Annotated in this window: 24 protein-coding genes and 1 pseudogene; 4 read left to right on the forward strand and 21 right to left on the reverse strand. The window is 35.0% G+C overall.

The window, feature by feature from the left end:
- Window positions 1-85: 85 nt before the first annotated feature.
- Together D7I45_RS05630 and D7I45_RS05635 are read right to left on the reverse strand one after the other, a co-directional pair.
- Complete coding sequence (locus D7I45_RS05630) at window positions 86-778, reverse strand: 2,3-diphosphoglycerate-dependent phosphoglycerate mutase (RefSeq protein WP_120784735.1); 693 nt, start codon at window positions 776-778, stop codon at window positions 86-88.
- Window positions 779-847: 69 nt separating this feature from the next.
- Window positions 848-1,912: an AI-2E family transporter gene (locus tag D7I45_RS05635; RefSeq protein WP_120784736.1), complete on the reverse strand. Its 1,065-nt coding sequence runs from the start codon at window positions 1,910-1,912 to the stop codon at window positions 848-850.
- A 148-nt stretch (window positions 1,913-2,060) separates the two neighbouring features.
- Here D7I45_RS05635 and D7I45_RS05640 point away from each other — a divergent pair, with 148 nt between their 5' ends.
- Window positions 2,061-3,242 (forward strand): SAM-dependent methyltransferase, encoded by a 1,182-nt coding sequence (locus D7I45_RS05640; protein ID WP_120784737.1) that lies wholly within the window; start codon window positions 2,061-2,063, stop codon window positions 3,240-3,242.
- 78 nt (window positions 3,243-3,320) lie between these two features.
- On the opposite strand, the gene D7I45_RS05645 is transcribed toward D7I45_RS05640, so the two are convergent.
- The 16 genes from D7I45_RS05645 to D7I45_RS05720 all read right to left on the reverse strand — a co-directional run bounded on the left by D7I45_RS05645 (window position 3,321) and on the right by D7I45_RS05720 (window position 18,637).
- Window positions 3,321-3,653 carry an AzlD domain-containing protein gene (locus D7I45_RS05645; RefSeq protein ID WP_120784738.1) on the reverse strand — a complete coding sequence of 111 codons (333 nt, stop codon included), beginning with the start codon at window positions 3,651-3,653 and terminating at the stop codon, window positions 3,321-3,323.
- A gap of 10 nt (window positions 3,654-3,663) precedes the next feature.
- Window positions 3,664-4,398, reverse strand: a complete 735-nt coding sequence (locus tag D7I45_RS05650; protein WP_120784896.1) for an AzlC family ABC transporter permease — start codon at window positions 4,396-4,398, stop codon at window positions 3,664-3,666.
- A 251-nt stretch (window positions 4,399-4,649) separates the two neighbouring features.
- On the reverse strand, window positions 4,650-5,762 hold the full coding sequence (locus D7I45_RS05655; protein WP_120784739.1) for a family 20 glycosylhydrolase: 1,113 nt from the start codon (window positions 5,760-5,762) through the stop codon (window positions 4,650-4,652).
- A 98-nt stretch (window positions 5,763-5,860) separates the two neighbouring features.
- Window positions 5,861-7,219, reverse strand: coding sequence for a D-alanyl-D-alanine carboxypeptidase family protein (locus D7I45_RS05660; protein ID WP_120784740.1), 1,359 nt, complete (start codon window positions 7,217-7,219; stop codon window positions 5,861-5,863).
- Between the two features lie 11 nt (window positions 7,220-7,230).
- Entirely contained in the window at window positions 7,231-8,409 is a 1,179-nt protein-coding gene (locus tag D7I45_RS05665) for a sensor histidine kinase (protein WP_120784741.1), read from the reverse strand.
- Window positions 8,393-9,088, reverse strand: a complete 696-nt coding sequence (locus D7I45_RS05670; protein WP_120784742.1) for a response regulator transcription factor — start codon at window positions 9,086-9,088, stop codon at window positions 8,393-8,395. The genes D7I45_RS05665 and D7I45_RS05670 overlap by 17 nt, the downstream gene beginning before the upstream one ends.
- A gap of 170 nt (window positions 9,089-9,258) precedes the next feature.
- Entirely contained in the window at window positions 9,259-10,395 is a 1,137-nt protein-coding gene (guaB, locus tag D7I45_RS05675; RefSeq protein ID WP_120784743.1) for an IMP dehydrogenase, read from the reverse strand.
- Between the two features lie 88 nt (window positions 10,396-10,483).
- A complete protein-coding gene (locus tag D7I45_RS05680; protein ID WP_120784744.1) occupies window positions 10,484-11,212 on the reverse strand; it encodes a DUF1129 domain-containing protein in 729 nt (242 codons plus the stop codon).
- A gap of 15 nt (window positions 11,213-11,227) precedes the next feature.
- Window positions 11,228-12,328: a redox-regulated ATPase YchF gene (gene ychF, locus D7I45_RS05685; RefSeq protein WP_120784745.1), complete on the reverse strand. Its 1,101-nt coding sequence runs from the start codon at window positions 12,326-12,328 to the stop codon at window positions 11,228-11,230.
- 27 nt (window positions 12,329-12,355) lie between these two features.
- The gene (locus D7I45_RS05690; RefSeq protein ID WP_120784746.1) at window positions 12,356-12,544 is read right to left on the reverse strand and encodes a DUF951 domain-containing protein; all 189 of its coding nucleotides are present in this window, start codon (window positions 12,542-12,544) and stop codon (window positions 12,356-12,358) included.
- 15 nt (window positions 12,545-12,559) lie between these two features.
- Window positions 12,560-13,441 carry a ParB/RepB/Spo0J family partition protein gene (locus D7I45_RS05695; protein ID WP_120784747.1) on the reverse strand — a complete coding sequence of 294 codons (882 nt, stop codon included), beginning with the start codon at window positions 13,439-13,441 and terminating at the stop codon, window positions 12,560-12,562.
- The gene (locus D7I45_RS05700) at window positions 13,431-14,198 is read right to left on the reverse strand and encodes a ParA family protein (protein WP_120784748.1); all 768 of its coding nucleotides are present in this window, start codon (window positions 14,196-14,198) and stop codon (window positions 13,431-13,433) included. The genes D7I45_RS05695 and D7I45_RS05700 overlap by 11 nt, the downstream gene beginning before the upstream one ends.
- Before the next feature lie 18 nt (window positions 14,199-14,216).
- The gene (gene rsmG / locus D7I45_RS05705; RefSeq protein ID WP_120784749.1) at window positions 14,217-14,954 is read right to left on the reverse strand and encodes a 16S rRNA (guanine(527)-N(7))-methyltransferase RsmG; all 738 of its coding nucleotides are present in this window, start codon (window positions 14,952-14,954) and stop codon (window positions 14,217-14,219) included.
- Window positions 14,955-15,131: 177 nt separating this feature from the next.
- Entirely contained in the window at window positions 15,132-16,451 is a 1,320-nt protein-coding gene (locus D7I45_RS05710) for an NCS2 family permease (RefSeq protein ID WP_120784750.1), read from the reverse strand.
- Window positions 16,452-16,487: 36 nt separating this feature from the next.
- On the reverse strand, window positions 16,488-17,735 hold the full coding sequence (locus D7I45_RS05715; RefSeq protein ID WP_120784751.1) for a NupC/NupG family nucleoside CNT transporter: 1,248 nt from the start codon (window positions 17,733-17,735) through the stop codon (window positions 16,488-16,490).
- Between the two features lie 86 nt (window positions 17,736-17,821).
- The gene (locus D7I45_RS05720; RefSeq protein ID WP_120784752.1) at window positions 17,822-18,637 is read right to left on the reverse strand and encodes an alkaline phosphatase family protein; all 816 of its coding nucleotides are present in this window, start codon (window positions 18,635-18,637) and stop codon (window positions 17,822-17,824) included.
- A 293-nt stretch (window positions 18,638-18,930) separates the two neighbouring features.
- Here D7I45_RS05720 and D7I45_RS05725 point away from each other — a divergent pair, with 293 nt between their 5' ends.
- Complete coding sequence (locus D7I45_RS05725; RefSeq protein WP_120784753.1) at window positions 18,931-19,533, forward strand: SGNH/GDSL hydrolase family protein; 603 nt, start codon at window positions 18,931-18,933, stop codon at window positions 19,531-19,533.
- A 247-nt stretch (window positions 19,534-19,780) separates the two neighbouring features.
- On the opposite strand, the gene D7I45_RS05730 is transcribed toward D7I45_RS05725, so the two are convergent.
- Window positions 19,781-21,583, reverse strand: coding sequence for a hypothetical protein (locus tag D7I45_RS05730; RefSeq protein WP_120784754.1), 1,803 nt, complete (start codon window positions 21,581-21,583; stop codon window positions 19,781-19,783).
- Window positions 21,584-21,675: 92 nt separating this feature from the next.
- A complete protein-coding gene (locus D7I45_RS05735) occupies window positions 21,676-23,442 on the reverse strand; it encodes a hypothetical protein (RefSeq protein WP_120784755.1) in 1,767 nt (588 codons plus the stop codon).
- 317 nt (window positions 23,443-23,759) lie between these two features.
- Here D7I45_RS05735 and D7I45_RS05740 point away from each other — a divergent pair, with 317 nt between their 5' ends.
- The gene (locus D7I45_RS05740; RefSeq protein ID WP_120784756.1) at window positions 23,760-24,653 is read left to right on the forward strand and encodes a LysR family transcriptional regulator; all 894 of its coding nucleotides are present in this window, start codon (window positions 23,760-23,762) and stop codon (window positions 24,651-24,653) included.
- Window positions 24,654-24,739: 86 nt separating this feature from the next.
- Window positions 24,740-25,174: a GNAT family N-acetyltransferase gene (locus tag D7I45_RS05745; protein ID WP_120784757.1), complete on the forward strand. Its 435-nt coding sequence runs from the start codon at window positions 24,740-24,742 to the stop codon at window positions 25,172-25,174.
- A gap of 189 nt (window positions 25,175-25,363) precedes the next feature.
- Here the strand turns inward: D7I45_RS05745 and D7I45_RS06265 are convergent.
- Window positions 25,364-25,515: pseudogene (locus D7I45_RS06265) on the reverse strand (recombinase family protein); the annotation flags it as partial.
- Between the last annotated feature and the right edge of the window lie 3 nt (window positions 25,516-25,518).

Raw genomic sequence — 25,518 nt, forward strand, 5'->3', positions numbered from 1 at the left:
GACGCTCATATGCAAATATGGGCGTTTTTTAGTACATAAAAAGACCTACTGTATAAACAGTAGGCCTTTTGTTTAAAGTCTTAAATTAATCGTCTAATTTAGTTTTGTTAACTACTTCAAGTTTGTCATTGAAATCGTAAACAACTGGTTCACCAGTCTTCATTTCTAAATCCATGATGTCATCATCAGAGATTCTTTCAATGTACTTACTTAAAGCACGTAGTGAGTTACCGTGGGCAGCAATTAAAACGTTCTTGCCATCTAATAATTTAGGAGCAATTTGGTCAGCCCATAGAGGCATTACACGTTCTAGAGTAACCTTTAGGTTTTCACCACCAGGGATTAAGTTAGGATCTAAGTCCTTGTAACGACGATCGTTAACAGCTGAACCTTCATCATCAGCACTCAATAATGGAGGTAGAGTGTCGTATGAACGACGCCAAATGTGTACTTGTTCGTCTCCGTACTTTTCAGCAGTTTCCTTCTTGTTTAGACCTTGTAGACGACCGTAATGACGTTCGTTTAATCTCCAAGTCTTAGTTTCTGGAACCCATAGTTGGTCGGATTCTTCTAGTGCGTAGTGTAAAGTCTTGATAGCACGAGTTAATACTGAAGTGTATGCATAGTCAAATTCTAGACCTGCCTTCTTAATTAACTTACCAGCTTCTTTAGCTTCTTCAACACCCTTGTCACTTAAATCAACGTCTTCCCAACCAGTGAATTGGTTTGAAAGGTTCCATTGACTTTGTCCGTGACGAATCAATACAAGTTTTGCCATAGGTTAAAACCCCTTTCTGTTTCTTAAATTAACAATATAATTCTACACCAAAATAGAAAATTTTACATCCTATTTCCTAATTCTCTTGAGATTTATCTTCTTTTTTAGTTTTAATCCCTTTTTACTTTCACCTTTTACACCAATGATTTCTAGGAAGAAAGCCAAGATAGGTACAGAAACGATTAAGCCCCATGCACCAAATACTTCTTCACCGATCAATAAAGCGCAGAAAGTGTAGAAAATAGGCAATTCAGTTCTAGAAGACATTAATTTTGGATTCAAAATGTAAGCTTCTAGGAAGTGGACAATCATAATCATAATAACTAAGTATATGATGTAGCGAATGCCCCCTACTGAGTATCCTACAATAGATAATGGCACTAGTGAAATAATTACCCCTGCTACTGGAACTAAACTTAAGAAGAATACCATAATGGATAAAATTACTAATTGTGGCATACCTAAAATAGCCATGATGATAGTAGTAAATATAGTATTGAAAATAGCAATTAGAAATTGTGCTTCTAACACTACCCCGAAAGTCTTAGTAAAAGTCTTAGCAAAGTAATATACATCTTGGAAGAACCAAGAGAATTTAGAAGTTAAGAAGCGTTTACTAAATTCTGCCATTGATTTTTCTTCCAAAGTAAAGAAGAAACTCAAAATTAATGACATAAAGAAAGTTAATCCCATTTGACCAATACTTTGAATATAGTCAAATAACAATGAGAAACTGCCCTTTACTTCAGACAAGAAATTGGAACGGTGAATAAATTCGGTAATCATTGATTGAATTCTTTCATCACCGACAAAATTATCTGGATCATTGTAGAAAGCTACAATGTGTTTAGAAGTCATGATAGCTTGATCATAAATTACAGGTGAGTAAATGGCAATCACAGCCACCACTGCTGCTATAAATATCAAATAAGTTATTATAACTAATAACGGTGCGGGGATCTTAATGTATCTTCGTACAAAAAGAACCCACTTAGTTACTAACAAAGAAAAAATGAAAGTTAGTAACAACATGCTTATCATATCGCGCATTAAAAATAGCACGAAAATGATAAATATTAATACACACCAACGTCTCAAATCCACGTTGGCAACGAATTTATCCCACCATTTCATACAGACACCTCGAAAAAAATTTTGTACGTCCATTATAACATTTAACTACATAAAATTAATTAAATTTATCGGTGGTATATACTTACAAAAAGTACCCTTAAAAGTGTATACTAGTATGGTGGTTAATATTATAGAAAGGACTGTTCTAATGTTTGAAAAAACCTTTTTTAAAACATTTTTTAAACACGGATTCGACGAACCCATTAAAGTAAATTACTGGGACGGCAAATCTGAACAATATGGTGATGGCGAACCTAAGGCAGTTATCACTATGAAAGAACCAATTCCAATTAAAGATATTCGAAAGAATGCTTCAATTGCATTGGGTGAAGCATACATGGACGGAAAAATCGAAGTTGAAGGTAGCATGGAAGACTTAATCGTTGCTGCATACCGTAAATCAACTAGTTTTATCCGTGATCACAAATACATTAACTTTTTGCCAAAGCAAAACCATAATGAATCTACTAGTAAGAAAGATATCCAAAGTCACTATGACATTGGTAATGATTTCTACAAGATTTGGTTAGATAAGACCATGACTTACTCATGTGCTTACTTTGACGACACTGATGATTTGTACGAAGCACAAGTTAAAAAAGTGCATCACATTATCAAAAAATTAAACCCTCAACCAGGTCGTACCCTTCTAGATATCGGTTGTGGTTGGGGTACTTTAATGCTTACTGCTGCTAAGGAATACGACCTTAAAGTAGTTGGTGTTACTCTAAGTCAAGAACAATGCGATTACGTAAACTCACAAATTGAAAAACTTGGTTTACAAGACAAAGCTGAAGTTCGTTTACAAGACTACCGTGATTTAGATGAACAATTTGATTACATCACTTCTGTAGGTATGTTCGAACACGTAGGTAAAGAAAACCTAGACGAATACTTCGGTTGCGTTGCCAAATACTTAAAAGAACATGGTGTGGCTTTAATCCACGGTATCACAAGACAACAAGGTGGTGCCTTCAACGGTTGGATTAACAAGTACATCTTCCCAGGTGGCTACGTTCCAGGTATGACTGAAAACCTAGACCACATTGTTGATAACGGTCTACAAATTAGTGACTTAGAATCACTAAGAAGACATTACCAACGTACTTTGGAACACTGGGACAAGAACTTCAACGATCATATCGATGAAGTTAAAGAAGTTATGGGTGATGACGAACGCTTCTTAAGAATGTGGGACTTATACCTAAAGACTTGTGCCGGTTCATTCAAAGCTGGAAATATCGATGTTATGCAATACTTACTATCTAAGGGACCTTCTGGACAAGAACTACCTATGACACGTGATTACATGTATAAAGAAGATAAATAATTAAGATAAATTAAAAGAGCTAATCGAAATTCGATTAGCTCTTTTTTTATTGTCTTTTTATTAATGTTTATTTTTATTTTATAGAAATACTGCTAATAGCATAACTGAGGCTAAGCCCAGGATTACTGAAATTGCCATGGAACGTGTCCAATACGCAATCAAAAATACTAATAAAGCAGCAATTAATTCTGGAGCTTTTCCAGAAATTGACAAAGTATATGATGATGTAATACACAAATCCTTTACTACTAGTGAAGTAAATAAAGCAATTGGAATGTATCCCATCCATTCATTAAACCACTTAGGAATTTTTCTGGTTCTAAAAAATGATAATGGCACAAATCTTGGGATAAAGGCCACGATGAAACATAATATTATAAGAAAAAAATGTTGTGTTGAATTCCACTCCATAGAAAATCTCCTACTCCGTTTCTTCTTCGAATTTATCTTGTGGTGTTCCCGCAGGGTTCTTAAACAAGCGTAACAAACGATTCTTCTTGTAGCGCTTGTAGTGGCTGCGGATCCAGGATTCTATAAAGAAACCTACAAAAGAAGCTAATAATGTTGAAACTACTAAACCTAGTGTTGACTTCATTAATAACATGAAGACAATTGCTAGTCCAATAGTTAGCAAGATAATTAATACCTTCAATAATGACTTCATTTGCATTACCACCATGTAGATAAATAACGCAGTTAAGGCAAAGTGAACCACTGTCAAATTAATAGAAATGGATGAACCTACTAGACTTCCAATTACTGTACTAATAGTCCATACCACTAACGCGTAATGTTCAATTTGTAATGCGTCTTCTGGTGTAAACTTCTTATCAGTAGAAAGTTTCAAATAGTTTACCGCATAAGTTTCATCATTCAATGAAAGTGCAAAAACTACCGTAAACCAAAATGATTTTCCTTGTAAATACTTAGAAATACTTGAACCTAATAATGCATATCTTAGTTCCAAGAAGAATAACATAATTACAATTGAAAGTAATGGTGAATTAATTGTTAGCATGGAAGCTATCAAAAATTGTGCACCACCTGAGAAAACCACTAGTGAAACTAATGCTGTCAATAAGGTGTTAAAACCTGCTGCATGTAACAAAATTCCACACGCAATTCCAATGGGAACGTAACTAATGTTCAAAGGCATGGCTGTCTTTACATTAGTCAGCCAACGCGGTTCATTTGGATTTGGTATTTGCTTTGTCAAATAATATTCCCCCGTTTAAAAACCATAGGTATCATTTTTACGCTATCTTGTAATTTAGCCTAATGAAAAATTAAACTGCATACACATTATAACGCAAAATAGTTTCAATAATCTAACTTAATTTACAATATTTTAAATAGTAATCATATGAACACTGTTATAATAACAATTCTCAACAAAAATAGATAGCCTTATTTATGTTGCAAGAATGCATTCAAATATTGTTGACTTAATTTATAAGAACGTTGGCCATTGTATCCAGAATCTGCAACTCCCCAAATACAAATAGCAGCGCTTATTTCCCTTTTACCATGATATGCATCGGAAAAATTATTATCATCCCACACATGCGAATTCCACTTTTTCAATGCTTGCTTCCAATAGCTACGAGAATCAGCGGTATACATTTTCTTATTATTAATTACATATAAATAATAGAAATCACAATTGATAACGTTAAAGCCCTTCTTTACCAATTGAGGTAAGGTAGCACGTAAACGAATCATTTCACGACGATCATGTTGATTACTAATTTCACCATTTCTACTCCAGTAGAAAACTAAAATATTCTTGTGAATTTTAGAAATAACTCGTTTGTGAAAACCATCATTCCAGGCAGATAACTTCTTACCATGTTTGTTAACATAACTGTCCATGGCATTAAGATACTTAGCAAAGGTTTTTTCTTGGCTCTTAGTATCTACTGATAATTCATCAGTTCCGATACCAATATGCATCCCCTTGCTCAACAAAGGAAGGTATTCCGACAAAATACGTTTGGATAATGCTAAAGTATGTGCACTTCCGTACTTCATTTCATGATAACCGCCCTTTTGTACTACTTGGCGTTTTATATGACGACCCTTTTTAGAATAACTTAACAAGCGTAGAACACTTTCGTCATGTCCAGGTAAATCAATTTCGGGTATTAATTCAATATGTCGTTGTTTGGCATAACGGATCAATTCTTTTAATTGATTTTTACTTAGAAAGGCTTTCTTAGTCTTTTTGTTATAGTAAATGCCATGCTTTTTTACGGCCTTACGGGTAGTTTGGCCTAAGTAAGCATTTTCTACACCAAAGCGTTCGTTATCAGTTAAATGTAAATTCAAAAAACTAGCATGGTGTTTAGACAAAGTTCGAATATATTTTTTAATCAAATCAGGAGAATAAAAGGTTCGAGCACTATCGAGTGTCATCCCTTTTCTTCCCGTCTTAACACTTGCTGAAGCGGTCGTACCAAAAAGTCCGGTACTACATAGCAATAAAGCAATACTTAATATACATATCCATTTTCGTTTCATATGTCGTTCCCCCGAGTATTATTCACCTTATATTCTATCACGAAAGTATAATTTATAGGACAAAAAAGAGCCGTCATGACGCTGACGACTCCATTTAATTAAAATAGATTAAGAATTTTATGCCAAATCCGTGCAAAGAAGTTAATAGATTTAACATTTTGATTAGATTTTAAACTTACTGTGTTATTTACACCGGGTAGATAAGAAATTCCCATTACTTTTCCGGTGGCAATTACATCTTCATCAGTAAATGGTGCTTCTACTCCATGATTTCCTTGATAATTCTTAGTAGGTTTTACATCTACGATATTAAACATTTGTTTTTTAGTTAGCCAAACGTTAGTATTTTTCGCGATGCTTAAATCCACATGTTTACGTTTACCGTCGGCTACATTAATCATGCCATTGTTAAAACCGTTGGTAATACCATTTAGATAAGCACCCTTAGGTAAAGCAAAGTAGTGATACTTAGCAAATACATATTTCATTAACTTTCTAGTTTGGATAAAACGATTAGGATCATATTGACCTTTATTAGGCACTCCCATCACTACGGTAATAATACGACGACCATTTTTCACCGCTGTACCGGTAAAACAAGCCTTAGCAGTGTCGGAAGTCCCTGTCTTTAGTCCATCTACCATAATGTCAGGTAATGCTTGGCTACGGCCTTTAATCATCCAATTCCAATTTAGCATAGTAGTTTTTTCAAACTTAGTAGTATTAGCTGACGTACTCTTTAAAATATCAGGATATAGTTGCAATATCTTCATAGCTAATAGTGCCATGTCACGAGCTGATAATTTATTTTCGGCATCATAAGGCGCATCTTTGAAACCTAATGCCCCCACTTCGCCGTTAGTTAATCCACAAGCAGTATAAATAGTGGCATCTTTAATGCCTAAATCTCGTGCTTGATGTCTCATCATTAACGCAAATTTTTGAGTACTGCCGTGGGCTAAACCATATCCTAATGCCATAGTGGCGGCATTTTCTGAATATACGGCTGCTTGATATAACTGACGGATGGTGTAGTAATGACCTAATTTCAACTTAACGTTAGCATAGTCTTTATCCACACTTAATTTATGTAAATCACGATTGATTTTTACTTTATCGTTCCAGTGTGCTTGACCATTATGAATCATATGCAAGGTTACGTATAAAGTTAATAGCTTACTCATAGAAGCTACTGGCAAGGCCTTATTAATATTTTTAGCATATAATAATTGGCCCGTCTTATAATCAATCGCCAACGCGGACTTAGCATCCAATTGCAAAGGCTTATTGCTCTTCAATAATTTTTGCGTGTCTTTATCTAACTTTTTACTACGCGCGATTTCTTCGGTTTTATCTTGGCTAGCTTGTACGTTGGGCACCGTACTAGTAGCGATTCCTAATAACATAACTAAACTAACTATCACTAAAGATAACTTAAGGGACAGCTTATTTGGCATTTTTACATCTCCTAATGTTTTCCCTGTGCGGGTATTAATTTATTTTCTTGTTGAATGGGTAAATGCAAACTAAAAGTGGTTAATTTATCATTAGAAGATACTTCACAGTATCCGCCATGTAACTTAACAATTTCATTTACAATCGCTAAACCCAAGCCCGTTCCACTAGTGGACTTGTTGCGAGAATTTTCTACACGATAAAAACGATCAAAAACGTGATCTAGTGATGCTTCAGGAATTTTTTCTCCGTCATTGGCCACCTTAATCACTAATTCTTTAGGGTTAATTTGTTTGCCTTCTAAATAAAGATTTTCCCCGTCTTTACCGTATTTCAAAGCATTAGTTAATAAGTTACCAATAGCTCTGGCTAATTCATCGGGATTAGCTTCAATTTCTAAATGCGTAAAATTGGTAGTGGTATGCAACTTCATCTCATGCTCATTAGCTAATAAATCATATTCAGCAGATAATTGATCGAGCATCGATTGCATTTCAACTTTACGTACCTGTGAAGGCTTACGATTACTTTCGGTTAACTTAGTATATTCAAATAATGAATCGGCTAAATCCTTCATTTGTTTAGCTTTAAAATAAGCGATGTGTACGTATTTATATAAATCATCCGTAGAGTTAAATTGATGATTCTCAATCAATCCTAAATAACCAATAATCGAAGTTAATGGTGTACGGATATCATGCGAAACATTCGAAATTAATTCGTCCTTAGAACGCTTCGTCTTTAATTCTTCGGACATAGAATGAATTACGTTTTCTACTAAAATGTTAATACTATCAACAATCTTTCGTTCATCCCCTTGAAAACGATAAGGGATTTGATGATCAAAATGACCATCAGCTATATAGTACAACTCGGCGATAATGCGTTGTTGTTGAATATGACGATAATGCATATACAAACGAATGTACAAGAAAAACATATCTAACGCAGCAATGGTCACAATGAAAACATTGCTCCAGTTCCATAATTGTTCATTATTACCTGCTAAAATTGAATGACCAATATGAATTAATTCATGTTGCCAATCCGGATGAGTAGCGTAATAAACTTCAATTACGTAAAATACTAAAAAGTTCACTAATAGGATGAAAAGACTGGTTAACACCGCATCCATTAGTAAACTAATTTTTTCTTTATGCGTTAAGGTCATGGCTTTATTCTTGGTTTTCATTGACACGATATCCTACTCCCCAAACTGTTTCGATTACCGTTCTACCGTTAGTAGCTGCTTCTAATTTATCTCGTAAGTGACTAACGTGCACCATTACTGTTTTGGCAGAAATGATACTTTCTTGGCGCCAAACACTTTCGAAGATTTCGTTCGCTGAGTATACCCTGCCGGGGTGACTAGCTAGCAAATATAAAATACCGAACTCGATAGCAGTTAATGCGATGTTTTCGCCTTCACTATTCTTTACTTCATGGGCTTCACGATTAATCGTTAAAGTCCCTACATGAATAATTTCGGGTTCTTTTACTAATACGTTATCGGAATATCTACGTAATACCGAACGCATTCTAGCGACTACTTCTAAGGGGTTAAAAGGCTTGGTAATATAATCATCTGCCCCACCAATTAATCCAGCAATCTTATCCATATCATCAGTTTTGGCAGAAATAATCATAATAGGTAAGCCGATTTCTCTTCTTACTCGTTTTAAAACTTCCATCCCTGACATCTTAGGCATCATTACATCTAATAACATCAAACCAATGTCGCTGTTTTTACGCAATTCGCTTAAGGCTGCTTCACCATCATTAACTATGACTACGTCCCAGCCTTCATTGGTTATATAGATTTTTAATAATTCAGCAATTTCTTGATCGTCATCCACTACTAAGACTTTCATAGAAACACCTTCTCTCGTTTATATTATGGTTTAATATTACCACAATATTTTTGTAAATAAAAAAGATATAAGAAAGCTATGTGAACCTTTAACCTTTCCCCAACAAATTCTTAAAATATAATAAAAAGCCCTAAAGTTATTTTAATAACCTTAGGGCTTTAGTTTATTTATTATTTGTAGTTAGGAGCTGCTTTAGTGATTTGAACATCATGAGGATGTGATTCACGTAAACCAGCGTTAGTAATTTGGACAAATTGGGCATTATCATTCATAGCTTGAATATCTTTAGAACCAGTGTAACCCATGGCAGCTCTTAGACCACCTACCATTTGGAAGATGATGTCTTTAGCTGATCCTTTGTATTCAACACGAGCTTCAATACCTTCAGGAACTAACTTCTTAGCTTCATTAACTTCACCTTGGAAGTAACGGTCGGCAGAACCATGTTCCATGGCACCCACACTTCCCATTCCACGGTAAGCTTTGTATTTAACACCATTGTCTTCGAATACTTCACCAGGAGCTTCGTCGGTACCGGATAACATACCACCAAGCATTACGGCGTTACCACCAGCAGCGATTGCTTTAGCAGCATCACCAGAGTACTTAACTCCTCCATCGGCGATAATAGGTTTGTGCCATTTTCTGGCAACTTCAGCAGCATCGTATACAGCAGTTAATTGTGGAACACCCACACCTGCAACGATTCTAGTAGTACAGATAGAACCAGGACCAATTCCTACCTTAACTACATCTACACCGGCTTCGAATAAATCGTTAGTAGCTTGACCAGTTGCTACGTTTCCGGCGATAAGAGTTTTATCAGCAAACTTTTCGCGAATTTCTTTAACTTTTCTAATTACTCCAGCGGAATGACCATGCGCAGTATCAATGATAATGGCATCGGCACCGGCATCAAATAATGCTTGTGCACGCTTGAAAGTATCAGAAGTAACTCCTACGGCTGCCGCACATAATAAATGGTTGTTGGCATCTACCGCTGCGTTAGGAGTTTTATCAGTCTTTTCTACTGCTTTAACTTTCTTAACTTCAGAAGCTTGTTCATCGATTAGCATGTTCTTGTGAATAACACCTAAACCACCAACTTGTGCCATAGCAATTGCCATGTCTGAGGTAGTAACAGTGTCCATGCTGGCACTTAGAAATGGAACGTTTAATTTAATGTCCTTAGAAAGTCTTACAGAAGTGTCTACTTCGTTTGGTAAAACGTGACTTTCTGCTGGAATTAGTAGAACGTCATCAAAAGTTAAACCTTTTTTTGCGAATTTTGTTTCCCAATTGTCCATAATATAAAACTCCTATCCTGTTGATTTTTTATAGAATAATATACAAAAAAAGTTAGCATAGGTCAAGCTGACCCGCTAACTTTTTAAATTATTTTCTTGTACCCGTAGTTTTAGGGGTAAAGAAGTTAACTGTAATTGTGAAATGACGGTATACATAGAAATCAGCAGCGATACCCACAATTGCTAAGATAAAGTTAATAATTGGGGAAACTACGATATTGATACCTTGTTGTGGAATAGCAACTAATACTAAGAATGCTAATACCCATGCCACGATAACTAGCAACATAAATAGACCACGCATTAAGCCACTGTAAGTGTGCTTAACTGTGTTATCTAATAATCTAGTTAAGAATGGTGCACATAGTCCGAAGACAATGGACATTGCAGTCAATGAGAAGATACCCACTGATTGTTTGGTACTAGTCTTAGAAATAAGATCAACTACCCCGTATAAAAGATTAAACAATACGAAGAAGAACAATGAGTTATATGCCACATTTGGCCAGAAATTGTCCATTAGACTGGTTTTCTTCTTAGGTGGGTTAACGATGTAATCCACACGTTCACCTACTGTACCGTACAAATTACGAGCAGTAGCACCATGTTTTTGTTCTACTAGCAATTCATCTTTCATTTGATTGATGATTTCTGCTTTTCTTTCTGCAGATAAATTAGTCTTTTGTAATTCCTTGTTGAACTTAAACATGTAATCGGAATTACGTTTAGTTAAACCAATTCCATCAAATTGGCTGTGTAATTTTTGATCTGCTTCATGACGATTTTGTTGTACATGTGCATTTCTTTTTTCAGTCATTTGAATTCTCCTATATTAAACGTTAAATCTGAAGTTAACGATGTCACCATCGTGCATAACGTAATCTTTACCTTCAACACGTAGCTTACCAGCTTCTTTAACTGCTTGTTCACTACCTAGTTTGTCTAAGTCATCAAAGGCCATTACTTCGGCACGAATGAATCCACGTTCAAAATCAGAGTGAATGATTCCGGCTGCTTGAGGTGCCTTAGTACCCTTCAAGTAAGTCCAAGCCTTAGTTTCTTTACCACCAGCAGTGAAGAAGGTTTCTAGACCTAATAGGTTGTATGAAGCACGAATTAACTTGTTTAGACCTGGTTCTTCTACTCCTTCAGCTTCTAGGAAAGTAGCTTTATCATCATCGTCTAATTCAGCAATTTCTTCTTCAGTTTCAGCGGCGATACCGATAGCTTGTGCACCTTCATCGTCAGCGTACTTCTTAACTTCTTGGAAGTACTTGGAACCTTCTGGATCAGCCATATCGTCTTCGGCGATATTAGCTACGTATAGTACTGGCTTAGAAGTTAATAAGAATAGACCTTTAACAATCTTTTGTTCATCTTCATCAAAGTCGATAGAACGTACTGGTTTACCAGCTTCTAGTACTGGCTTAATTTTTTCTAGTACTGCTAATTCAGCTAAAGCATCTTCATCGCGTCCCTTAGCTGCTCTTTGTACCTTGCCTAAACGCTTGTTAACAGCGTCTAAGTCCGCAATACCTAATTCAAGGTTGATAGTTTCAATATCGGCAACGGGGTCCACTTTACCAGTAACGTGGGTAATGTTGTCATCATCGAAAGCACGTACTACGTGTACAATAGCGTCTACTTGACGAATGTTTTCTAGGAACTTGTTACCTAGACCTTCACCCTTGCTGGCACCCTTAACGATTCCGGCAATATCAGTAAATTCGAAGGTAGTAGGAACAATTTTTTTAGCTGGAATAAGTTCTTGAATACGATCTAGACGTGAGTCAGGAACTTCCACCATTCCGACGTTAGGATCAATAGTAGCAAATGGGTAATTAGCCATTTCTGCTCCGGCTTTAGTAATCGCATTAAATAAAGTAGATTTACCAACGTTTGGTAAACCAACAATTCCTGCTGTTAATGACATAAAAATATTTCACTCTTTTCTTTAAATTTAGTCTTGAGGTGCTTTTTGCACTACTTTTTTCATTTTCTTTTCAAATTCACGACGCGCTAACATAACGATATGTCCACAGTTTTGGCATTCGATTTTAATGTCAGCACCCATACGAATAATTTTCCAAGAATTGGCACCACATGGATGTGCTTTTTTCATTTCTACCACATCATTTAATGAATACATAAAAATGCTCTCCTTTTAGTCTAAATTAATATCTAAAATTTGCAAAATTCGATTTAAATCATCATCTGATGTATAGCTAATTTCAATCTTTCCGCTGCCCTTCTTAGAACGGCTGTTGGAGATGGAAACGGAAGTAGCGAACTTGTCTTGTAGTTCATTTTCAGAAGCACGTAAGAATGGTGACTTCTTAGTAGAACGACGTGGACGACGTTTCTTCTTAGTGTTAGAACTTAGTTCTTCGATAGCCTTTTCTAGTTGACGAACGGTCATGGTTTCATCATAAGCACGTTTAGCCAACTTGATTAAGTTTTCCTTAGGCTTAACTGATAACAAAGTTCTAGCTTGTCCCATGGATAATTGATTCTTAGTCAACATTTCTTTAACTTCATTAGGTAGTCCCAATAAACGAAGATAGTTAGCAATGTATGGACGAGATTTGCCTAAACGCTTGGATACTTCAGCTTGGGTAATATCTAATTTAGTCATTAAGGTATTGTAAGCTTCGGCTTCTTCAATGGGATTTAGGTCTTCTCTTTGCAAGTTTTCCATAACCGCAATTTCCATCATTTGTTCATCAGAAGCATCCCTTACAATCGCCGGAATAGTCTTCTTGCCAGCCATACGAGAAGCACGGAAACGACGTTCCCCTGCTAGAATTTCGTATTGATCAGCCTTTTTACTAGACTTTCTAACGATAATAGGTTGAAATACTCCGGATTTTTCAATGGAGCTAGTTAAATCTTTCAACGCTTTAGTATCAAAATGAGTTCTGGGTTGGAATGGATTAGGTGTTAACTTACTTAATTCTAAGTCAGTTACATCTTCAGTTGCTGATTGCATTTCACTGTCAGCAAATAGTGCTTCAATTCCTCTACCTAAGCCTTTATTATTCACCATGAGCAGCCAACACTTCCTTTGCTAATTGCATGTATAATTTAGATCCTTTAGATTCAGCATCATAATCAATGATAGGCAAACCATAACTAGGTGCTTCGGATAAACGCACGTTTCTGGTGATAATAGTATCGTATACCGTATCACCAAAGTAGTTACGTACTTCTTTATTAACTTGTTGTCCTAATTTAGTTCTTACATCGTACATAGTCAAAAGTACTCCTTCAACGCATAAATCAGGATTGAAGTGTTTTTTAACTAATTGCACAGTATTTAATAATTGGCTCAAACCTTCTAGTGCATAATATTCCGTTTGTACCGGAATTAAAATGGAATCACTAGCGGTGAAAGCATTGATAGTAATTAATCCTAATGATGGTGGGCAGTCAACTAATATGTAATCATATTGATCTTTGACTTCTTTTAACGCATTTACTAAACGCGTTTCTCTTGCCATTTGAGGGGTTAATTCAATATCAGCACCGGAAAGTTGAATAGTAGCTGGTACCACATCCAAATTCTTGTGTGCGGAAGGCAAAATAGCTTCGGAAATAGGTTCTTCATTAACTAAAATGTCGTAAATATCTTTTTTGATATCTGATTTTTGAATACCTACTCCAGAAGTAGCATTACCTTGTGCATCAGCATCTATCAACAATACTTTCTTTCCTAGAGTTGCTAAATCAGCCCCCAGGTTTACAGAAGTAGTAGTTTTACCTACTCCTCCTTTTTGGTTAGCTAATGAAATAACGTGTCCCATTAAAACCCCTCCTTTTTATTACTTATCTTTGGAACCAATAGGTTTCTTGTTTGGTGTTCCTGCTTTACGAGGATAAGCTTTAGGTGTCTTCTTAACTTTATCCAAAATCACTATGTGACGAGGATCATGAGAGACTGGTAAATTAAATTCGTCATCAGAAATAATTTTACCGCCTAAAGTACGAATAGCATCAGTAGCATCCGCAATTTCGTTTTCGGCTTGTGAAGCTTTAAGTGCAATCATCTTGCCACCAATTTTTACCATAGGTAGACAAAATTCAGCTAAAACACTCATACGAGCTACGGCACGCGCAGTAGCTACGTCAAAGCTTTCACGATATGCAGATTTCTTACCACCAAATTCTTCCGCGCGGGCGTGATGTAATTGCACCCCTTCTAAGCCTAGCTTTTCCACTAATTCTCTTAAGAAATTAATTCGTTTGTTTAAAGAATCTACAATAGTAACTTTTAAATTAGGAAATAAAATCTTTAAAGGAATGGAAGGAAAACCAGCTCCGGCACCTACATCACATAAAGTAAGTTCATCATTACGTAAACTTTCATCATAAAATGCAGGTGTAATGGAATCATAGAAATGCTTCAAATATACTTCATCACGATCCACAATCGTGGTTAAATTAACATGTTCGTTAGTCTCTACTAAAAATTCATAATAAGTAGCGAATTGTTGCATTTGTGCATCGGTTACTTCGATATTATGTTGAAGTAATTGATGTCTAAATTCTTCTGGATTCATACAAATCCTCCTACTGTGAAACATTATTGTTTCACGTCTATCTATACTTTAACCGATATCATAATTTTTTACAATTATGAAACATATACTTCTCCATTATAACCAAAATTACCCGTTTTCGTCACTACATAACTTAAAAAAACGCACACAAAAAGGGTAATCTTTTCGACTACCCTTTTAAATAAATGCCGTAAGAATTAAATCTATTAAGAACAACACACTTAAGACATAATTTATTAAACTGATGCTTTTAACTTCGCCGTTACATATCTTAACGATTGGATATGCCACAAAGCCAAAGGCTAATCCTACAGAAATGCTTCCCGTAAGTGGAATTAATACCACAATTAAAAATGCGGGGAACCATTCTGCAAAATTATTCATATCAATATCTTTAATATTAGCGAACATAATCGCTCCAGTAATAATAATTACCGGTGCAATCGCTGCTTGTGGAACATATTTTAAAAAGCCAATGAAAAATGTTGATAACAAGAATAAAATTCCTGCTGTAATCGACATTACTCCGGTACGAGCTCCTAATTGAAAACCGGCAACACTTTCTGCTGCAGAAACTGTAGGACTAGTTCCTAAAATACTAGAAATTACTCCTGACATAGAAACTGAGCGGAAAGTCTTTTTAAACTTTGCCATATCCGGCAAGATTCCGGCATTCAATCCCATAGACTCAAAGACTAAAATCATGGTCATAGAAAAGGCAGCTAGTACAAATGGAATAGAGACAATATGTCCAAAATCAAATCTAAATAATAAGTGATGATATTTACTAATGTCCATTAAGCTAGTGGTAGGCACCTTACTATCATGTACGTGAAAAATAATTCCCACGATAGAAGTTACGATGATACCGATAAAGAAACTAGCTTTGATCTTTTTAATATATAAAACTAACGTCAATATTAAGCCAAATAACGCTAATAATAATGATGGATTCTTAAAGGATCCCAACGTTAATAAAGAAGATTGTCCTTGTTGAATTAGGTCAGCTTTTTGTAAACCAATTTCAACTAAGAATAACCCAATACCAGCCGTAATAGCTGATTTCAAAGACGATGGAATCCCCTTTTCTAAGACATCCGTAAAGCGACTAAATGCGATTATCATAAAGGCGAACGTGGATACTAACGAAACAGCTAAAGCCTGTTGCCAAGTTAGTCCCATATTGACGACCATAGTATACGTAAAGAAAGCATTCACACCCATCCCCGGCGTAATTACCACCGGCGAATTAGCGTAAAATCCCATAATAAAGCAACCAATTACGGAACTTAAAATCGTGGCAAATACCGTTAAGTTAACACTCATCCCCGCGTCTTTTAATATCAATGGATTAACCACTAAGATATAAGAAATCGCAAAGAAGCCGGTAATTCCACCTAAAATTTCAGTTTTTAATATATTTTTATCTGATAAAACGTCTAAAAGAGACAGCGATGCTGTCTCTTTTTTCGACGTGATTTTATGTTGTGTGTTCATTTAAATAAAATCCTTCGTTTGTAGTTTAACTACATTTTACCATACAAATAGTCCAATAATTCCAGCGGATAATAAAGAAACTAGAATACCGGATAGGACCATGTAACCAACACTCTTAGAAATAGCATCGTTAACTTCACGGTTAACCATACCTTTGAATGCCCCGATGATCATTCCAACCGTAGAAAGGTTAGCAAATGAGGTTAGAAAGACCGTTAATTGAGCACGGTAGTGAGGAGCATATGAATTAATGTGTGGAGAAATCTTACCCATAACCACAAATTCATTGGTTACTAATTTAGTACCCATGTTTTGGGCAAAAACGAATGCAGTGTGTACATCAGAACCCATTAACCATGCGAATGGGAACATGATGACACCTAAAATGTGTTCTAGAGATAAATTAGGATTAATTGCACCTAAGATCTTATCAATTAATGCGGCTAAAGCTACGAAAGCAATAACGTTAGCAGTAATGATTAAGACTAATTTACCGGCACCTACAATTGAATCACCAAGAAATGAGAAGAATGGTTCTCTCTTTGGTTTTGTATTGTTTCCTGGTTTTTCGCTTATTGCAGCTTCGGCAGTTTCAGAAGAACTACCTAACTTAGCAATGGTATCGTCTTCGGGTTTAACGTTAGTAGGCATTAACATGCTAGTAACGATAACGGCGTTTAAAATATTTAGTGGTACGGCAGTCAAAACATATTGACCCGGTACCATTTGTGTATATGCCCCTAAGATAGAAGCAGTAACACAAGACATAGACATCATTGCGATTACAGTGTTTCTAGCAGCAGATAGTTGTTTTAATTGTAATGATGAAACTGCAAGAGCTTCAGTGTTACCTAAAAACATCATTTCCACAGCGAAGAATGATTCAAACTTAGGTTGACCAGTTATGTATGCCAAACCTTTACCTACCCATTTAATAATCCAAGGTAGGACTCCGATATAAGTCAAAATATCAAATACCGGAACAATTAGTAAAATAGGAAGCAATGCTGAAGTAACAAAATCCATTTGCTTTAAATGTACCCAACTAGGTAAAGCAAAACCGATTCCGTCATAAGCTACTTGTACTAATCCGGCAAAACCGTTAGCAGCAGCTTCTACTCCAGCACGTCCCCATGAGAATTTAGTTAAACAAAATGCGATTAGCAAGTTTAAAACTAAAACAGTAAGTACAGAACGCCATTTAATTTCTTTTTTGCTTTTGGAGAAAATAAAAGCAATTCCTAAAAATACAATAATTCCTAAAATATTAATTAACAAATACATGTTTTTTTCTAATCCTTTCTCTACGACAAAATTATAAACAACTAGCTTATTTTAGTTGCGCAACACCCCTTTCAAATTATTAAGTATTATAGGATTTCTTTGATGACATTAGGTTTAGCTTCGTGGTGGTTATCCAGATCAAAGTATGCTGCAATGACGTTTGCGATAACGCCTGCTGAACGTTTAATACCTAAGGATTTACCTGCCGTATTTTGTGGATTGTAAACCATGATAGGTAGATACTCGCGAGTAACATCTCGTTGGTAACTAGGATCACTGGCATAAGATGAAGTAACGATTAAAATGTCGTCTTCACGTAAGTTATCCATTAATTTACCTAATAACTTATCCACGTGGCTTAATTGTTGTGTATATCCATCAACATCCTTATGATGTGCAAATTGTTTTAACTCTGGTAATTGACAATAGATTAAGCCACTATCTTGTATATCCATTTGACCGCTTAATTCAACAAAAGCTTTGCTATCATTAGGAACTTGGACGGAATGAATTTCGTCTTGTTTTTCCAAATAATTAGCAAAGCTTGAAATAATTGCAACATTAAATTTTTGTTCCGCCATTAAGTCCATTACGGAAATTGTGCGGAGACTGGTAGTGTAATCAAACATTTCACGAAAACCAGCACTAGCGTCATTTTGGGAAATAACATTAACCATCTTGCCATAGAAGCCACGAGGGGCTACTTCTTGTGCAATAGTGTCAATTTCATTGTCCCAACGGATATTACCTAGACCCAAGGACTTTAAATTAGCGACATTAAGGTCCTTGGAAGCAATATGACCTAAAGTATCGGCACCAATAGAGAAAAAGCGATTAGCATCAGGTGCTTCACCCATTCCAAGTGAAGCTAAATCCAAAATGATCATCCTTTTATTCGCCATTATGTGCCCTCCCCTTATATACTCATTTAACAAATAAGTTTAGCATAATTATACTAACTGTCAATAAAAAAAGACGCATATATAAAATATGCGTCTCGTTGTGCCCCTGCCAAGGAGCTTAATTATAGCAAAAATATTTTATTAAAGCCAATTGCTGAAATAATTGCGGGATATAATTTTTTGATATAACTCATTTTATATAGCTTATTTTTTTCAATTCTAACTACTAATTTTTACGATTTTATCTAAATATATTATGATTAATAAAAAAGACTTACAGACAGGTGATTATTATGCATAATTCTAAATTAAACATTGCTGCCATTGGTGATTCCGTAACACGAGGCTATGATGGTTTCCAAAATTTACGCCATAATTATCCATATTATTTATCTAAACTAGTTCCTACAGCTAGCATAGATAATTACGGAATTAATGGCGCTACCATTATGCAAGACTTAGAAAAAGAAATAGTCAGGTGTAATGCTCACAAATATGATATTTGCATTGTCATGATAGGAACCAATGACTATGGCCATTTGAGGGAAGAATTGATTAACATTCAGGAAAAATTAAGATTCATTTTATCAAAGCTAATGAATGGTCAAAGTCATGCTCAAATCTATGGTGTACTACCATTACCTCGCTATGATAATTTACAAAATGCCGATAACGTAATCAGAGGAGCTGACTACACATTCAGTGAATTATTAGACGGTTTGGCTTATGTTTATAAGCAACTAAACATCCCATTTATCGACTGGCGTAATTATCATCCCGACTTCATCAATGATCACAATTTTAAAATTAAATATAATGATCAACATGTCCATCCTAATGCAGATACTTATCAACAACTGGCTCAATATATTTTTGCTTTTATAAATCAACAGTAAAAGCCTATCAGGGAAAAATAATTTCCCCTACACTAATAAATTCGTAAAAAATCTTCGAAAATACAATTATTTTTTAAAAAAGTTGAAAAAATTATATTTTTTACCAATCTACTTTAGTGTAAGTGACCTATTAATTTTCCCTACACTGATAGATTCGTAAAAAGTCAGCTAAAATACACTGAATTTACAAAAAAATTTAAAAAAATAGCATTATTAATCCACAGAAACGGATCAATAATGCTATTTTTTATTTTTGACGTCTTTTTCTAAGTATAAAATTAATCAATATTAACAATAATACTAATAACCAAGTAATCGCAGCAGTGATTAACCACCTTTGCGTATATCCAATGGGATATTTTAATACTAATTGATTTTTACCCGGACGTGCCTTCACTATCAGCGAATTAATAGCAGTTAAAGACGGATTATTTAATCGTTGTCCATTAAAAGTTACTTGGGTGCGTGCATATTTAACTGCGGGCACTGCGAAGGACTTCGTCTTTTTACTATCGTTATTCCAGGTAATAGTTAAGGAAGCATCCTTATTGACTGTTTTAACGTATTTAACATCGTTATCTATATAAGGTTTAACTAGATAAATATAAACCTCATTGTATGGATGAATTTCATAATAACTTAAATGATTAATTCTAGCTTGTGATGGCACATAATCTGGCATATTTTTAGCTAGATCGCCAATTAGATATGATAGATTGTTACCGTAAAAATCATTTTTATAATAATGATGATTTTGTTCAGCTAAGCTAGTTACGTGGTTTAAGGATGCCGAACTTTCACGATTATTAATAAGTATTCTTTCTGTTTGCATTTGTGCAGATAGAACTCGGTAGTTAATACCTAACGTACTACATATTAGTAAAAATACGATACCTAAACGAATTCCTTTACGATATGCATTAACACCAGGCACGGTAAAGGCTTTATCATTGTCGCTTAACATCATTGCCCAAGCTAGGATAATCATTACCAAGGATAGTGCCATAATACGACGTGGAAATTGTAGATACATCGTTAAATCAGGTACCCACTTTTGTACCCATGTCCATGGGAATAAATCAGTAGCTAGGATGCAAGCACCCAGGCCTACTATACTGATAGTTTTCACTACATAATCTAATTTCTTAAAACGTGTGATTAAATAATATGTAACATAAATTATCAGTAAGATTTCCATGGGACGCACTACTAACAAGTAGGATGACAATTTATTAATTATCAAACTGTTATCGACTAAATTAATAGTAGGAAAAGCCGTTACTAAGTAGTTGCCAGAAAAGACGGAAAGCATCCCGCCCCATACGTTAGCAGTCAACAACAATACTAAAATAGTTGCAATAACGGTTTGCCCTATCAATCGCCATTTGCGTTTAGTTTTGCATAAAGTAACTATCCAGATAGGAATAATGGCTGCAAAGCCTAATATACTAGATAGTAAATGCGTTTGAATAAGTATCGCCATAGAAACACTTACGTATAATAACGGCATCTTTTGATTGCGTAGCATTCTAGTAATCCCCACAAATAACCAGGGTAGAAACGCTGCCCCTACTCCGGTAAATTGTTGTGAACTTACCCATAAAAAGACCGGTGTGGAATACATAAAGATAATTCCAGCTAGCATTGCTAGTTCACGAGATACTTTATTTACTCGACATAATTTATACATCCCGATACCGGCTATCAACAAGATGATCACTGTATAAACCATCTCAAAAATATACCAGTTAGGAGTAATCAATAATAATAATCCACTTAAATAAGCAAACATAGGACCATACATGGCATTTACAATTCGGCCACTTTGTCCAAATCCGTAATTCATTAGAAAATAGCTGAAGTGTCCAGTCTTGAACTGTTCAGCAGCATCATAAAACCGATTAAAATGAAAAAGTGAATCGGCACCAATTATCATTGAAGAATGTAATAGTGGCTTAATTAATAAGAGCAATGCCATAATTAGCATTACTAATATTGGAAAACCACGGCTGTTGTAAAAACGTTTAAAGCCATTTTTTACTGCTTGCATCAAAGCTTTTCACCTTTCACTTAATTAATATAATTAGTATAGCATAAAACACAAAAGGAACTGATTAACATCAGTTCCTTTTAAAATAAAATCTAATTAAATTTAATTTTTCTAAGTAATCCCCAAGCTACAAATACTATCCAAGCAACCCAAGTAATTACCATCATTAGACGAGTAGTAAAACTAGGCATGTAACGAACCGAAACTCGATTCAATCCTAACTTACTCTTCGACTTAATAGCCCCTAGTGAGGTGGTCTTTACATGTTTTAAGACTTTACCGTTATATTTAACTTGTGTATCAGCATACTTAACTAATGGTAATTGAATCTTACCAGCACGACCAGCGTACCAAGCTACTTGTAAACTACCATCGGCTTTAACCGTACGATCAAAGTAACGGTTAGCGTGGTTAGGATGAATGAAGTCACGGTAATATCTACGATATGGATTGAACTTTTCGTATTTCTTATTACTCTTAATAGTCTTCTTCACTGGTAAATAATCAGGAGTAGCTTTTACATAGTCTTTCATTAAGTAATTCAAATGATGACTTTGTGTGTCCTTTTGTACACTACGGTGATGTTTCTTAAAGTAGTAATACAAAGAATTTTGGTTAGCATTATTACGGTGATGCTTAGTTTGTAATGCTACATAACTTTCACTACGTTGGTGAATAGAATAGAAATCCAAACCAGCACTACCCATAATTAACACTACTACCGCAGCTTTAATTAACTTAGCATATGGATGTTTATCCGCGTTTATTTCAGAAGTTAAGAATTTACCAAATGTTAATAACAAGAAGATAAATGCTAAAACTAAGAAACGTTTAGGAAATTGCAAAGTGTAATTTAAGGATGGCATTACATGTTCTAAAGCAGTCCATGGGAAATGTGACCAAGCAATTACTAAAAATCCTAATCCGGTACATGCTAAAGTCTTAGTTAGACGATCTAGCTTACGGAAATTCTTAAATACCAAAATCAATACTCCTACGAATAGTAAAAATTCAGTAGGTTTCAAAATATTAAGTAATGAATATGGATTAAAGTTATAACCGTGTGTACGAACCGATGGAACTGGATAAACCGGAAGCAAGCGGTTAGCATTAGATACCGTTAGTAAATTAAACCATACGTTAATGGTTAACACGATAGTAATTAATGCAGCGTAGAAAGTATGTAAGAACATACGTAGACGTTGTGCTTTATCTTCTGCAGTTACTAAGCCCACAATAAAGAAGGAAATTAATCCTAGTGCTCCGATCACACTACTCATTAAATGAGTTTGTACCAAAATACTCATAGTAATGGCTAAGCCCCATACTGACACATCATGACGACGTACCATGCTGGTAGCATAAATCATTAGAAATGGCATTAAAGCCGCTCCAAAGGCGGTAAATTGTTGTGAAGTAACCCATTGTACAATGGTAGATGAGTACATGTATAAGAATCCCATAAAAATAGCTGGTTTCTTAGCTACTTCGTTTACTCGACATAATTTATACATCCCTAATGCAGCCACAATTAGCACAATTAGGTCAGTAACAATTTGAAATTTAAACCAAGTGCCACAAATTAATAATAAGAATCCACCTATATAAGCTACTACCGGGCCGTACAATGCATTTAACATTCGACCATTTTGCAAGAAGCCATAGTTAGATTGAAAATAACTAATTTGATGATGCTTAATTTGCATAGCCGTATCGAAGAAACGGTTATAGTGGAATAGTGAATCCACTCCTAAATAGGTCTGTTTATTTATCAAAGGATAGGCAATTAAAACTAATGCCAATACTAAAAAGATAAAAAACGGTACCATGTAATGTAAAAGTTTTTTAACGTTTTTCATATTACTCTCCCAAATATTCTTATAATCAATATCATAGTACATTTTCTTCAAAAGTAAATTATTATTAAAAACATCCCCTATTAAGAGGATTATCAACTACATTATACCTTATATATAATATAATTAAATAATAATTAAACTCTGTGATTATACTGGCTATTATTTTTTACCTACCACAATAATACGAATAAAATGATATTTTTAATTAAGTTATTATGTATTTTATAATTATTTTGATATTTACTATTACATACTACTACAAAAAAAGATATAATTTTAAGCAATGACTTTTATCGATCAGGAAGGATGTAACTATAATGATTTCTTTTTCTTACCAAGCCTTTGTTACGGTCGTAAGTGAAGCTAGCTTTCACCACGCCGCACAAAAACTAGGTGTAACCCCTTCTGCTATCTCACATTCTATGGATAAATTAGAAAAGCAACTGGGCTTTTCTTTATTAATCCGGGATCGTTCGGGAGTGAAATTAACTGAAGATGGTAAAGAAGTTTTACCTATCATTCAAGACATTCTAAATAATGAAGAAAGACTACAACAAGAAGCCAATAACATTAAAGGACTTACTTCAGGTACTATCCGTTTAGGTGCCTTTAGTAGTGTATGTATCAATTGGCTACCTTCAATTATTAACAAATTTCATAATCAATTTCCTAACGTAAATGTGGAAGTTACCCAAAGTGATTTTAACGATATTACTTTGCAATCCCGCCAAGGAAAAATTGACTTAGGATTCACCTGCCAACCTATCAATGAACGTTTGGTAAAGGTGTTATTAATGAAAGATCGTATCTACTGTATTACTCCCAAAGATTTCGTACCTAAAAACGGGAAAACTATCACTAAAAGCGATATTGTAGATAAACATTTCATCCTACAAAAATCCGATTATGATGGTGATACTAAGGAAGTGCTCGACCAATATAACGTAGCACCTAATTCCATTCAATTTAGTATCGATGATCAATCCATTATCGCCATGGTGGAAGCAGGTTTAGGTATGGGTATTTTACCTAAACTAGCCTTCCAACGTATCGGCGGCGATGTGTCATTTTATCCCTTTGACGATGACTTCTATCGTTCCATTTTTATGGTAATGAATTCCGTGCAAATGAAGACACCGGCCGTACAAAAGATGGTTTCTTGTATTCGTGAATTAATCGAAGAAGAATACCCCAACGGCATTTTAAATTAAGATATAACATCCACTATGAGTGGATGTTTTTTATTTTTAAATAAAAAATAGTAAAATAAATATAATGTTTGCAGGGAGGCAATATTATGAAATGGAAAGTTAAAACTTTTAATGAATTAACGCGCGATGAATTATACGCTATTTATAAGGCGCGTGTGCAAACCTTCGTGGTAGAACAAAACCGTCCTTATCAAGAAGTTGATGACGTTGATCCAAGAGCTCTACATATTTGGGCAGAAGAAGATGGTCAATTATTAGCATACGCTCGTGTATTTCACGGTGAAGACCATACTTCATTTGGCCGTGTATTAACTACCCCCGCCGCTCGTGGTAAAGGTCTAGGTAAAAAATTAATCGATAAAGTACTAGAAGAAATCGATGAACATTTCAATCACCCCGTAGTCCAAATCGACTCACAAGAAGACAAAGAAGGTTTTTATGCTAAATTCGGCTTTAAATCCGTCGGTGATGTATATACCTTCCACCACACTCCACATATTAAAATGATTTTATCTAAATAATAAAAGACAGGTAGAAAAATCTACCTGCCTTTTTCTTTTCAAAATCTTTCGGCAGTTTATATCCTATATACGCGTGAAAATCCATTAAAACACCTCTTTAAAAAGCCATATCAACGTAAATACGATTAAAGCTGCTACCGCAATGGTTGGTTATAAAACTACTGATAGATAACAGATTTAAAACGTGTGTAATAACTTTTGGAATCCTACTCGGTCCGTACTAGTACCAGTGTATTTATCAGTGTAGATATTCTTTTTAAGACACCATTATCTCTAAGATCTTGGATTTGATTATCTAGCGATTGCCCTAAAGTGCTAACTCTTGCATATCCATATCTCATTTG

Source organism: Apilactobacillus bombintestini (genome assembly GCF_003627035.1).
Lineage (GTDB): Bacteria > Bacillota > Bacilli > Lactobacillales > Lactobacillaceae > Apilactobacillus > Apilactobacillus bombintestini.

What these genes read in the sequence shown, in the direction of transcription:
- D7I45_RS05700 (WP_120784748.1), bottom strand. Translation starts at nt 14,198, where the DNA reads ATGGGACACGTTATTTCATTAGCTAACCAAAAAGGAGGAGTAGGTAAA.
- D7I45_RS05635 (WP_120784736.1), bottom strand. Translation starts at nt 1,912, where the DNA reads ATGAAATGGTGGGATAAATTCGTTGCCAACGTGGATTTGAGACGTTGG.
- D7I45_RS05720 (WP_120784752.1), bottom strand. Translation starts at nt 18,637, where the DNA reads ATGGCGAATAAAAGGATGATCATTTTGGATTTAGCTTCACTTGGAATG.
- D7I45_RS05645 (WP_120784738.1), bottom strand. Translation starts at nt 3,653, where the DNA reads ATGGAGTGGAATTCAACACAACATTTTTTTCTTATAATATTATGTTTC.
- D7I45_RS05680 (WP_120784744.1), bottom strand. Translation starts at nt 11,212, where the DNA reads ATGACTGAAAAAAGAAATGCACATGTACAACAAAATCGTCATGAAGCA.
- D7I45_RS05640 (WP_120784737.1), top strand. Translation starts at nt 2,061, where the DNA reads ATGTTTGAAAAAACCTTTTTTAAAACATTTTTTAAACACGGATTCGAC.
- guaB (WP_120784743.1), bottom strand. Translation starts at nt 10,395, where the DNA reads ATGGACAATTGGGAAACAAAATTCGCAAAAAAAGGTTTAACTTTTGAT.
- ychF (WP_120784745.1), bottom strand. Translation starts at nt 12,328, where the DNA reads ATGTCATTAACAGCAGGAATTGTTGGTTTACCAAACGTTGGTAAATCT.
- D7I45_RS05715 (WP_120784751.1), bottom strand. Translation starts at nt 17,735, where the DNA reads ATGTATTTGTTAATTAATATTTTAGGAATTATTGTATTTTTAGGAATT.
- rsmG (WP_120784749.1), bottom strand. Translation starts at nt 14,954, where the DNA reads ATGAATCCAGAAGAATTTAGACATCAATTACTTCAACATAATATCGAA.
- D7I45_RS05650 (WP_120784896.1), bottom strand. Translation starts at nt 4,398, where the DNA reads ATGCCTTTGAACATTAGTTACGTTCCCATTGGAATTGCGTGTGGAATT.
- D7I45_RS05630 (WP_120784735.1), bottom strand. Translation starts at nt 778, where the DNA reads ATGGCAAAACTTGTATTGATTCGTCACGGACAAAGTCAATGGAACCTT.
- D7I45_RS05695 (WP_120784747.1), bottom strand. Translation starts at nt 13,441, where the DNA reads ATGGTGAATAATAAAGGCTTAGGTAGAGGAATTGAAGCACTATTTGCT.
- D7I45_RS05670 (WP_120784742.1), bottom strand. Translation starts at nt 9,088, where the DNA reads ATGAAAGTCTTAGTAGTGGATGACGATCAAGAAATTGCTGAATTATTA.
- D7I45_RS05725 (WP_120784753.1), top strand. Translation starts at nt 18,931, where the DNA reads ATGCATAATTCTAAATTAAACATTGCTGCCATTGGTGATTCCGTAACA.
- D7I45_RS05690 (WP_120784746.1), bottom strand. Translation starts at nt 12,544, where the DNA reads ATGTATTCATTAAATGATGTGGTAGAAATGAAAAAAGCACATCCATGT.
- D7I45_RS05660 (WP_120784740.1), bottom strand. Translation starts at nt 7,219, where the DNA reads ATGCCAAATAAGCTGTCCCTTAAGTTATCTTTAGTGATAGTTAGTTTA.
- D7I45_RS05710 (WP_120784750.1), bottom strand. Translation starts at nt 16,451, where the DNA reads ATGAACACACAACATAAAATCACGTCGAAAAAAGAGACAGCATCGCTG.
- D7I45_RS05745 (WP_120784757.1), top strand. Translation starts at nt 24,740, where the DNA reads ATGAAATGGAAAGTTAAAACTTTTAATGAATTAACGCGCGATGAATTA.
- D7I45_RS05740 (WP_120784756.1), top strand. Translation starts at nt 23,760, where the DNA reads ATGATTTCTTTTTCTTACCAAGCCTTTGTTACGGTCGTAAGTGAAGCT.
- D7I45_RS05655 (WP_120784739.1), bottom strand. Translation starts at nt 5,762, where the DNA reads ATGAAACGAAAATGGATATGTATATTAAGTATTGCTTTATTGCTATGT.
- D7I45_RS05735 (WP_120784755.1), bottom strand. Translation starts at nt 23,442, where the DNA reads ATGAAAAACGTTAAAAAACTTTTACATTACATGGTACCGTTTTTTATC.
- D7I45_RS05665 (WP_120784741.1), bottom strand. Translation starts at nt 8,409, where the DNA reads ATGAAAACCAAGAATAAAGCCATGACCTTAACGCATAAAGAAAAAATT.
- D7I45_RS05730 (WP_120784754.1), bottom strand. Translation starts at nt 21,583, where the DNA reads ATGCAAGCAGTAAAAAATGGCTTTAAACGTTTTTACAACAGCCGTGGT.